The organism is Aliirhizobium wenxiniae, from assembly GCF_019511445.1.
Taxonomy (GTDB): domain Bacteria; phylum Pseudomonadota; class Alphaproteobacteria; order Rhizobiales; family Rhizobiaceae; genus Neorhizobium; species Neorhizobium wenxiniae_A.
The window spans coordinates 1-406 of sequence record NZ_JAEUAN010000093.1 but is presented as its reverse complement, the minus strand read 5'-3'; the positions used below and the strand labels follow the sequence as shown (position 1 = coordinate 406).

Here is a 406-nt window from a genome sequence, read left to right as displayed (position 1 = left end):
CACGGCGCAGCGCACCCGGTTTGTTCATGTTGAAAACACGAATCGGTAATTTATGGTCACGAGCAAGCGTGAAGGCCGCCAGGTCCATGACTTTCAGCTCTTTTTCCAGCACTTCGCTGTAAGTCAGTTGCTCGTACATGGTTGCGGTTGGATCTTTCGCCGGATCAGCAGTAAACACGCCGTCAACTTTGGTTGCTTTCAGCACCACATCGGCTTCAATTTCGATACCACGCAGGCAAGCTGCTGAGTCGGTGGTAAAGAACGGGTTACCTGTACCGGCGGAGAGGATCACCACACGGTTGTTGCGCAACAGGCTGATAGCTTCTGCCCAGCTGTAGCTGTCGCACACGCCATTCAATGGAATAGCGGACATCAGACGAGCGTTCACATAGGCGCGGTGCAGTGC

The 406-nt window shown here is 53.9% G+C and carries 1 protein-coding gene; it reads right to left on the bottom strand.

Annotated features, from left to right (window positions below; all coding sequences use genetic code 11):
* On the bottom strand, positions 1–373 hold a 373-nt coding region (locus tag JNB91_RS30440; protein WP_430736381.1), incomplete at its 3' end, for a uridine monophosphate kinase.
* Positions 374–406 lie beyond the last annotated feature (33 nt).